The organism is Pseudomonas sp. NFX15 (genome assembly GCF_049132105.1).
Classification (GTDB): domain Bacteria; phylum Pseudomonadota; class Gammaproteobacteria; order Pseudomonadales; family Pseudomonadaceae; genus Aquipseudomonas.
The window spans coordinates 123699-132272 of record NZ_JAFMPV010000016.1 but is presented as its reverse complement, the minus strand read 5'-3'; the positions used below and the strand labels follow the sequence as shown (position 1 = coordinate 132272).

At 61.8% G+C, this 8574-nt stretch carries 8 protein-coding genes; 5 read left to right on the top strand and 3 right to left on the bottom strand.

Going from position 1 to position 8574, the window contains the following annotated elements; all coding sequences use genetic code 11:
- Positions 1–198: 198 nt before the first annotated feature.
- The 3 genes from J1D76_RS18050 to J1D76_RS18040 form a co-directional block, all read right to left on the bottom strand.
- Complete coding sequence (locus tag J1D76_RS18050) at positions 199–2100, bottom strand: PhoX family protein (RefSeq protein ID WP_421139612.1); 1902 nt, start codon at positions 2098–2100, stop codon at positions 199–201.
- Between the two features lie 67 nt (positions 2101–2167).
- The gene (locus J1D76_RS18045) at positions 2168–2932 is read right to left on the bottom strand and encodes a TOBE domain-containing protein (RefSeq protein WP_421139611.1); all 765 of its coding nucleotides are present in this window, start codon (positions 2930–2932) and stop codon (positions 2168–2170) included.
- A gap of 120 nt (positions 2933–3052) precedes the next feature.
- Complete coding sequence (locus J1D76_RS18040; RefSeq protein WP_421139609.1) at positions 3053–3793, bottom strand: ComF family protein; 741 nt, start codon at positions 3791–3793, stop codon at positions 3053–3055.
- 92 nt (positions 3794–3885) lie between these two features.
- On the opposite strand from J1D76_RS18040, the gene bioB reads away from it, so the two are divergent.
- The 5 genes from bioB to bioD all read left to right on the top strand — a co-directional run bounded on the left by bioB (position 3886) and on the right by bioD (position 8492).
- The gene (gene bioB, locus J1D76_RS18035; protein ID WP_095944924.1) at positions 3886–4941 is read left to right on the top strand and encodes a biotin synthase BioB; all 1056 of its coding nucleotides are present in this window, start codon (positions 3886–3888) and stop codon (positions 4939–4941) included.
- Between the two features lie 166 nt (positions 4942–5107).
- Positions 5108–6286: an 8-amino-7-oxononanoate synthase gene (gene bioF, locus J1D76_RS18030; RefSeq protein ID WP_421139608.1), complete on the top strand. Its 1179-nt coding sequence runs from the start codon at positions 5108–5110 to the stop codon at positions 6284–6286.
- Positions 6279–7010, top strand: a complete 732-nt coding sequence (locus J1D76_RS18025) for an alpha/beta fold hydrolase (protein ID WP_421139607.1) — start codon at positions 6279–6281, stop codon at positions 7008–7010. The genes bioF and J1D76_RS18025 overlap by 8 nt, the downstream gene beginning before the upstream one ends.
- Positions 7003–7815 carry a malonyl-ACP O-methyltransferase BioC gene (bioC, locus tag J1D76_RS18020; protein WP_421139606.1) on the top strand — a complete coding sequence of 271 codons (813 nt, stop codon included), beginning with the start codon at positions 7003–7005 and terminating at the stop codon, positions 7813–7815. Before J1D76_RS18025 ends, bioC begins: the two co-directional genes overlap by 8 nt.
- Positions 7812–8492, top strand: coding sequence for a dethiobiotin synthase (gene bioD / locus J1D76_RS18015; RefSeq protein ID WP_421139605.1), 681 nt, complete (start codon positions 7812–7814; stop codon positions 8490–8492). Before bioC ends, bioD begins: the two co-directional genes overlap by 4 nt.
- The last annotated feature ends 82 nt before the right edge of the window (positions 8493–8574 follow it).

The following is an 8574-nucleotide window of genomic DNA, read 5'->3' as shown; positions in this document are numbered from 1 at the left end:
GTGATGCGCAAATACCTGACCGGGTTATGGGCGTGCATGCGTTCTGGAGAAGAATTTGATACGGCCAAGCTTTTCAGCGAAAAACATCTCGCGAAAGCTTGACCGTGAACAGAGTATCTACAGGTTCCGTGGCTGTACACAATACCAGCGAGCCACCTAAATCACTGTAGGAGCGGGCTTGCCCGCGAAGAAGATTTATCAGGCGCCGACGATCCCGCCGTCCTCGCGCGCGATGGCCATCACCGAAGACCGCGGTTTGCCATTGGGCAGGTGCTCGGGGAAGGTCGACCCGCCGTTTTCACCGGGATGCTGAATCCCGACAAACAAGGTCTTCTGATCCGGTGAGAAGCTGATCCCGGTCACCTCGCAACCTACCGGCCCGACCATGAACCGACGAATCTCACCGGTCGCAGGATCGGCGCAGAGCATCTGGTTGTTGCCCATGCCAGCAAAGTCCCCGGCGTTGCTCACATCGCCGTCGGTCAGGATCCACAAGCGTCCGGCCGTGTCGAAACCCAGGCCGTCCGGGCTGTTGAACATGTTTTGTGGCGTGATGTTCGACGAGCCGGCCTTTGGCGTCCCGGCATGTGCGCTCGGGTTGCCAGCCACCACGAACAGGTCCCAGGCAAAGGAGTGCGAGGCATGGTCGTCGCGCTCGGTGCGCCAGCGCAGGATCTGCCCATAGACGTTCTTCTCCCGCGGGTTCGGCCCGCCGACCGGTTGCCCGTCTTCGCCGCGCTTGGCGTTGTTGGTCAGCGTGCAGTAGACCTGGCCATCCGTGGGGCTGACCACGATCCATTCCGGGCGGTCCATGCGCGTGGCTTTCACCACGCTGGCGGCGAGGCGGGCGTGAATCAGCACCTCGGCCTGATCGGCAAAACCGCTGCTGGCGTCGATGCCGTTTTTGCCGTGGGTCAGCTCAACCCATTCGCCCTGGCCTTTCGGGTGATCGGCATGACCGTCGCCTGCGTCGAAACGCGCCACGTACAGCGTGCCGTGGTCGAGGATGTCGCGGTTGGCCTTGTGGTTCTTGTGGTCGATCTTGTCGCGGCTGACGAATTTGTAGATGAACTCACCACGCTCATCGTCACCCATGTACACCACGGCATGGCCGTCGGCGGTTTCGGCGAGGGCGGCGTTTTCGTGTTTGAAACGGCCCAGCGCCGTGCGTTTGACCGGCGTTGACTTGGGATCGAACGGGTCGATTTCCACCATCCAACCGTGACGGTTGAGTTCGTTGGGATTCTTGGCCAGGTCGAAGCGCTCGTCGTGCGGGTGCCAGTTGATCTCCTTGCTGGTCGCCACCGCGCCATAGCGTTTTTGCGCCGGGTCGAATTTTTGCTCGGTGTTGCTGCTGCCGAAACAGTCAGTGAAGTTCTCTTCGCAGGTCAGGTAGGTGCCCCACGGCGTCTTGCCGTTGGCGCAGTTCTGGAAGGTGCCGAGGACGTTCTTGCCGTGCGGGTCGGCGCTGGTTTTCAGCAGGGCATGTCCGGCGGCCGGGCCGCTCAGGGTGATCGGCGTGTTGCCGTGAATGCGACGGTTGTAGCGCGAGCCCTGGACGAAATGCCATTGACCATTCTTGCGCTGCACTTCAATCACCGACACGCCTTCGCTGGCCAGCGCCTTGCGTACGTCTTCGGCCGACTGCGGCATGCCGCCGTGAGCGTAGAGGTAGCGGTAGTTGGTGTATTCGTTGTTGATCGCCAGCAGCGCCCGGTCTTTTTCACCCGGGAATTCGAACAGGCTCATGCCGTCGTTGTTGTCGCCGAACTGGACCTCCTGATGCTCGGCACTGCCGTTGCCACTCGGGTCGAAGGCCGGGCCGTCCTTGTGCAGCGGCTGGCCCCAACTGATCAGCACCGAAGATTTATAGCCCGGTGGCAGGGTGATGGCGTCGCTTGTGGCGGCGGCGATGCTGTCGAAGCCCAGCAACTGGCTGTTGCCGGCACTGACACTGGCCGCCATCACGCTGCGGCTCAACAGGTTGCCGCCGAGGAACATCGCGGCGCCGCACAGGGCACCTGCGCTGATGAAACCGCGACGGCTAAGGCCGACCATGGTTTCGAGGTCGGTGGATTGGTTTTCTGCTAATAGGCTCATTTCAGGCTCCCTGCGGTTTTGGCAGTCACCCTACTGACGAGTAATGAACCTTTTGTTGCAGTTTTGCTTACAGCGGCGTGCCCAACAAAACCCTCGACGGCGAGAACTCGACACGCACCGCTTTGCCGCTCTTCAGCCCCAGGGCCTGCAAATGCCTTGGTTCGTCCAGAGCGCACAGTGTCAGGCCGTTGGGCAAGGTGATGCGCACTTCGCTGGGGCCATCGTCGGCGTCGAGAATCTTCTCGATGGTGCCTTTCAAGCAATTGTTTCCAGGCGTTTCAGTGGAGTCGAATTCCAGTACATCGAGCCAGCCAGCCTTGATCAAGGCCACGACCTCGGTGCCGATTTGCAGCTCCAGGCGTTCAGTGCTGTCGTGGGTGATTTGCGCATCGACGATCAGGCCTTCGGCGACTTCCAGGCGAACCAGGTCATTGCGCCCCTCGGGTTTGATCGCCACGACCTTGCCGTGCAACTGATTGCGTGCGCTGGTGCGCAGCATCAAACGCCCAAGCAGGTCGAGGTCGCTCGCGTCCTCGGCGGCTTCCAGCACTTGAGCCTGCAACGCTTGCAACTTCTGGTAAAGCCGCAGCACCCGTTCGCCCTCAAGTGAAAGCCGCGCCCCGCCACCACCCTTGCCGCCGACAATCCGCTCCACCAGCGGTTTTTGCGCCAGGTTGTTCAGCTCATCGATGGCGTCCCACGCGGCCTTGTAGCTCAGGCCCGCGCTTTTGGCCGCGCGGGTGATCGAGCCTTGTTCGGCAATGTGCTGCAACAGGGCGATGCGCTGCGGACGGCGGACAATGTGCTGGGACAACAAGGTAGGCAAGGACATGGCAAGTCGCTTTGGATGGTGACAAGGGTGAGGACGTTGGCCGCTGAAGGCACCAGAGTCAAGTCACAGCACAATCCCCTGTGGGAGCGAGCAATCTTCCACAGGGTTTGTGCACGCAGGTCAAATCGCGTCGCCGGGTTTGGGGGTGCGGGCCAGGCAATAGATATCGACCCGTACTGCACCAGCGTCCATCAGCAGGCGGGCGAGGGCCTGCGCTGTGGCGCCAGTGGTCAGCACATCGTCGACCAAGGCCAGGTGTCTCCCTTTGACGACGGCGCCCGGGGTCAGGGCGAAAGCATGGCGCAGGTTCTTTCGGCGGGCGTCGGCGTTCAAGGCCTGTTGGGCGTCGGTGTCTTGGGTGCGTAGCAGCAACCGTTCGTCGCAAGGAATATCAACGCAGGCGCTCAGCCAGTGAGCGAGCATCGCCGCCTGATTAAACCCGCGCTGGCGAAGGCGTCGGTGGGCCAGCGGTACGGGTATCAGCGCATCGGGACGTTGCAGATCGGTTTCGAATCGATGTTGCAGGTATTGAGCGAGAAGTTCGGCGAGCAGGCGGCCAAGCGGCCATTTTGCGCTGTGTTTGAAGCGGGTAATCAGGCTGTCTATCGGAAAGCTGTAGGTCCAGGGAGCAACCACGTGTTCGAAGGCCGGAGGTTGCTGCAAGCAATGGCCGCAGGTCAGGCCCGCGGCGGGGAGTGGCAGGGCGCAGGTCTGACAGTGGTCACCGAGCCAGGGCAGTTCGGTTTCGCAGGCTGTGCAGATGGGAGAGGAGCTATCGGCTGTTTCATTGCACAGCAGGCATGTTTGGTTATTATTTAACCAGATGTAAACCTGTCCATCGTAGCGTGGTTGACAGCGCATCACTCTTCCTTAAATATGCCGAAACATCTGTGAAGCGACGGTGACATTCCATTAGCCCGTCGTAGCCAAAGCATAATTCAAAGGAAACGCCCATGAGCGCCAGCACCACTGCAACCCTGCGTCATGACTGGACTTTGGCCGAAGTCAAAGCACTCTTCGTACAGCCATTCAACGACCTGTTGTTTCAGGCGCAGACGGTGCACCGCGCGCACTTCGACGCCAACCGCGTCCAGGTGTCGACCCTGCTATCGATCAAGACCGGCGCGTGCCCGGAAGATTGCAAATATTGTCCGCAGTCCGGTCACTACAACACCGGCCTGGAAAAAGAAAAGCTGATGGAAGTGCAGAAGGTCCTCGAAGAGGCCGCTCGTGCCAAGGCCATCGGTTCGACCCGTTTCTGCATGGGCGCGGCATGGAAACACCCGTCGGCCAAAGACATGCCCTATGTTTTGAAGATGGTCGAAGGCGTGAAAGCCCTGGGCCTGGAAACCTGCATGACCCTCGGTCGTCTCGATCAGGATCAGACTGAAGCGCTGGCCAAGGCCGGTCTCGATTACTACAACCACAACCTCGACACCTCGCCTGAGTTCTACGGCAGCATCATCACCACCCGCACCTACAGCGAGCGCCTGCAAACCCTGGCGTACGTGCGTGAATCGGGGATGAAGATTTGCTCCGGTGGCATTCTCGGCATGGGCGAGTCGCTGGACGACCGCGCCAATCTGCTGATCCAGTTGGCCAACCTGCCGGAGCACCCGGAGTCGGTGCCGATCAACATGCTGGTTAAAGTCGCCGGTACGCCGCTGGAAAACGCCGATGACGTCGACCCGTTCGATTTCATCCGCATGCTCGCCGTTGCGCGGATCCTGATGCCGCAATCCCACGTGCGCCTGTCCGCCGGCCGTGAAGCCATGAACGAACAAATGCAGGCACTGGCGTTCTTCGCCGGCGCCAACTCGATTTTTTACGGCGAAAAACTGCTGACCACCGCCAACCCGCAGGCCGACAAGGACATGCAATTGTTCTCGCGCCTGGGCATCCTGCCGGAAGCCCGCGAGGAGCACGCCGACGAGGTGCACCAGGCGGCCATCGAGCAAGCGCTGGTCGAACAGAAGAGCAGCGAGCAGTTTTATAACGCGGCGGTCTGATCGCGTCACGGCTCCCTCTGGTTGAAGTGCAAAACACGTGTAGGAGCTGGCTTGCCAGCGATAGCGGTCTGTCAGCTGAGGGCGACGTCGAATCTGACGCCCTCATCGCTGGCAAGCCAGCTCCTACAGGTTCGGTGTCTACCTTGATTGTTTGTCCGAGGCCTGCATGTCTTTCGATCTCGCCGCACGCCTTGCTGCCCGTCGTGCCGAAAACCTCTACCGCCAGCGTCCGCTGCTCGATAGCCCGCAGGGGCCGCAAGTGGTGGTCGACGGCCAGCCGTTGCTGGCGTTCTGCAACAACGACTATCTGGGCCTGGCCAATCACCCGCAAGTGATCGAAGCCTGGCGCGCTGGCGCGTCGAAGTGGGGCGTCGGCGGTGGTGCTTCGCACCTGGTCATCGGCCATAGCACCCCGCATCACGCGCTGGAGGAAGCCCTGGCCGACCTGACCGGTCGCCCTCGTGCGCTGTTATTCACTACCGGTTACATGGCCAACCTCGGCGCCGTCACCGCATTGGTGGGGCAGGGCGACACCGTGCTCGAAGACCGGCTCAATCACGCGTCGTTGCTCGACGCCGGGCTATTGTCCGGTGCGCGGTTCAATCGCTATTTGCACAACGATGCGGCGAGCCTGGCCAAGCGCCTGGAAAAAGCCACCGGCAATACGCTGGTGGTCACCGATGGCGTGTTCAGCATGGACGGCGACATCGCCGACCTGCCGGCGCTGGCCCGAGAGGCCAAGGCCAAAGGCGCCTGGTTGATGGTCGACGATGCTCACGGTTTCGGCCCGCTGGGGGCCAACGGTGGCGGCATCGTCGAGCACTTCGGTTTGAGCCAGGAGGACGTGCCGGTACTGGTTGGCACCCTCGGCAAAGCCTTCGGTACGGCGGGTGCCTTTGTGGCGGGAAGTGAAGAGCTGATCGAAAGCCTGATCCAGTTCGCCCGGCCTTACATCTACACCACCAGCCAGCCGCCGGCACTGGCCTGCGCCACATTGAAAAGCCTGGAACTGCTGCGCAGCGAACACTGGCGGCGTGAGCATTTGCAGGCCTTGATCCGTCAGTTCCGCCACGGCGCCGAACAGATTGGCCTGGAGCTCATGGACAGCTTCACGCCGATCCAGCCGATCATGATCGGCGATGCCGGGCGTGCGGTGCAGTTTTCGCAGATGCTGCGCGAGCGCGGGTTGATGGTGACGGCGATTCGCCCGCCGACCGTCCCCGCCGGCAGTGCACGGCTGCGGGTCACGCTGACTGCGGCCCACAGTGAGGCGCAGGTACAGCTATTGTTAAATGGACTGGCCGACTGTTTTCAACGCCTCAAGCAGGAGCCTGTGCATGCGTGATCGTCTGATTCTGCTGCCTGGCTGGGGCCTCGGTGTTTCACCGCTGGAGCCTTTGGCGGCGGCCTTGCGCGGCCTTGATGAACACCTGCGTGTCGAGATCGAACCGTTGCCGGACCTGCAATCGAGCGATCTTGAAGAGTGGCTGGATGAACTCGATTCGACGGTGCCGCAAGACGCCTGGCTGGGTGGCTGGTCGCTGGGCGGCATGCTCGCCTGTGAATTGGCGGCTCGACGCGCTGATCGCTGCTGCGGCGTGTTCACCCTGGCCAGCAACGCAGCTTTTGTCGCCCATGAGCAATGGTCGAGCGCCATGCCCGGCGCAACTTTCGAGGCATTTCTGGCCGGGTGTGAAGCCGATCCGCGCACGACCCTAAAGCGGTTTTCACTGCTCTGCGCCCAAGGCGCCGAAGACCCGCGCGGCTTGTCGCGGTTGTTGCTCGGTGGTGCGCCAAATACCGCCGCGCCGGTGCTGCTCAGTGGTTTGCAAGTGCTCGCGCAACTGGATACGCGGCAGGCGATGCAGTCGTTTCGCGGCCCACAATTTCATCTGTTCGCTGGCCTTGACGGGCTGGTGCCGGCAGAAGCGGCGGGCGAGTTGCTAGCCTTGCTGCCGGATGTCGAAATCGGTCTGATTGAACAGGCCAGCCACGCGTTTCTCCTGGAGGATCCCCACGGTGTGGCGGGGGCGATCCAGGCCTTTTTGCATGAGTCCGGCGATGACTGATCTTTCTCTTCCCAAACTGCCCGGCGCCTTGCCCGACAAGCGCCAGGTGGCGGCTTCTTTTTCTCGTGCTGCGGCGAGCTACGACAGCGTGGCCCAATTGCAGCGCGATGTCGGCAGCCAGTTGTTGAGTCGCCTGCCGGCAGATTTTATGCCCCAGCGCTGGCTAGACCTGGGCTGCGGCACCGGGCATTTCAGCCGTGCCATGGGTGAACGCTTTTCGACCGGCCACGGTGTGGCGCTGGACATCGCCGAGGGCATGCTCAACCACGCCCGGCCATTGGGTGGCGCCACGCATTTCGTGGCGGGCGATGCCGAGCGTTTGCCACTGCGAGACGCTACGTGCGACCTGATCTTCTCCAGCCTGGCGTTGCAGTGGTGCGCGGACTTCGACGCGGTGCTGCACGAGGCTTTTCGGGTGCTCAAGCCGGGTGGAATATTCGCGTTTGCTAGTCTGTGCGTAGGCACCTTGTTTGAACTGCGCGACAGTTGGCGCGAAGTCGATGGCATGGTGCACGTCAATCGCTTCCGCGAGTTCGGTGTGTATCAACACTTGTGTGCGGCCAGTGGACTACGAGTGGCCTGCCTGCAAAACCAGCCACATGTGCTGCATTACCCTGATGTGCGCAGCCTGACCCATGAGCTCAAGGCGTTGGGCGCGCACAACCTCAATCCCGGTCGGCCGGGTGGCTTGACCGGTCGGGCGCGGATCCTGGGGTTGATTGAGGCTTATGAGCAGTTTCGTCAGGCCCCGGGCCTGCCGGCGACTTATCAAGTGGTGTACGCCGTTTTGGAGAAACCCTTATGAGCGCAGCCTATTTCATCACCGGCACGGACACCGATGTCGGTAAAACCACGGTCGCTGCCGGGCTGCTGCACGCGGCGCGGTCGGCGGGCCTAAGCACAGCGGCGGGCAAACCGGTCGCGTCCGGTTGTGAAGTAACGCCCAAAGGCCTGCGCAACGCCGACGCGATGGCGTTGTTGGCGCAATGCTCGCTGCCGCTGACTTATGCACAAGTCAATCCGGTGGCCTTCGAACCGGCCATTGCCCCGCATCTGGCGGCACGCGAGGCGGGCATAGCGCTGACGGTGCAATCGTTGCTGGCGCCGATGCGGCAGATTCTGGATCTGCAGGCAGACTTCACTTTGATCGAAGGCGCCGGCGGATGGCGCGTCCCGCTGGCGGATCAGGACAATCTGTCGGACCTCGCCATCGCCTTGCAACTGCCGGTGATCCTGGTGGTCGGCGTTCGCCTGGGCTGTATCAGCCATGCCTTGCTGACCGCCGAAGCGATTGCCCGGGACGGTCTGCAACTGGCGGGATGGGTAGCCAATATCATCGATCCGAAGACCTCGCGCCTGGAAGAAAACCTCGCCACTCTTGCCGAACGCCTTCCGGCGCCGTGCCTGGGGCGCGTTCCCAAGCTCAAGTCAGTCACGGCTGAAGCCGTGGCGGAACATCTTCAGCTGGATTTGCTCGACTGACGTGGGCGGCTTTTGGTTTTGCCTATGGCAAGGCACTGTGCCATTAGTGTTTTTGACGGGTGTTTTTCTATCGGGTCTGCTT

Coding starts and splice junctions, on each gene's coding strand:
- J1D76_RS18050 (WP_421139612.1), bottom strand. CDS start 2,100: ATGAGCCTATTAGCAGAAAACCAATCCACCGACCTCGAAACCATGGTC.
- J1D76_RS18045 (WP_421139611.1), bottom strand. CDS start 2,932: ATGTCCTTGCCTACCTTGTTGTCCCAGCACATTGTCCGCCGTCCGCAG.
- J1D76_RS18040 (WP_421139609.1), bottom strand. CDS start 3,793: ATGCGCTGTCAACCACGCTACGATGGACAGGTTTACATCTGGTTAAAT.
- bioB (WP_095944924.1), top strand. CDS start 3,886: ATGAGCGCCAGCACCACTGCAACCCTGCGTCATGACTGGACTTTGGCC.
- bioF (WP_421139608.1), top strand. CDS start 5,108: ATGTCTTTCGATCTCGCCGCACGCCTTGCTGCCCGTCGTGCCGAAAAC.
- J1D76_RS18025 (WP_421139607.1), top strand. CDS start 6,279: ATGCGTGATCGTCTGATTCTGCTGCCTGGCTGGGGCCTCGGTGTTTCA.
- bioC (WP_421139606.1), top strand. CDS start 7,003: ATGACTGATCTTTCTCTTCCCAAACTGCCCGGCGCCTTGCCCGACAAG.
- bioD (WP_421139605.1), top strand. CDS start 7,812: ATGAGCGCAGCCTATTTCATCACCGGCACGGACACCGATGTCGGTAAA.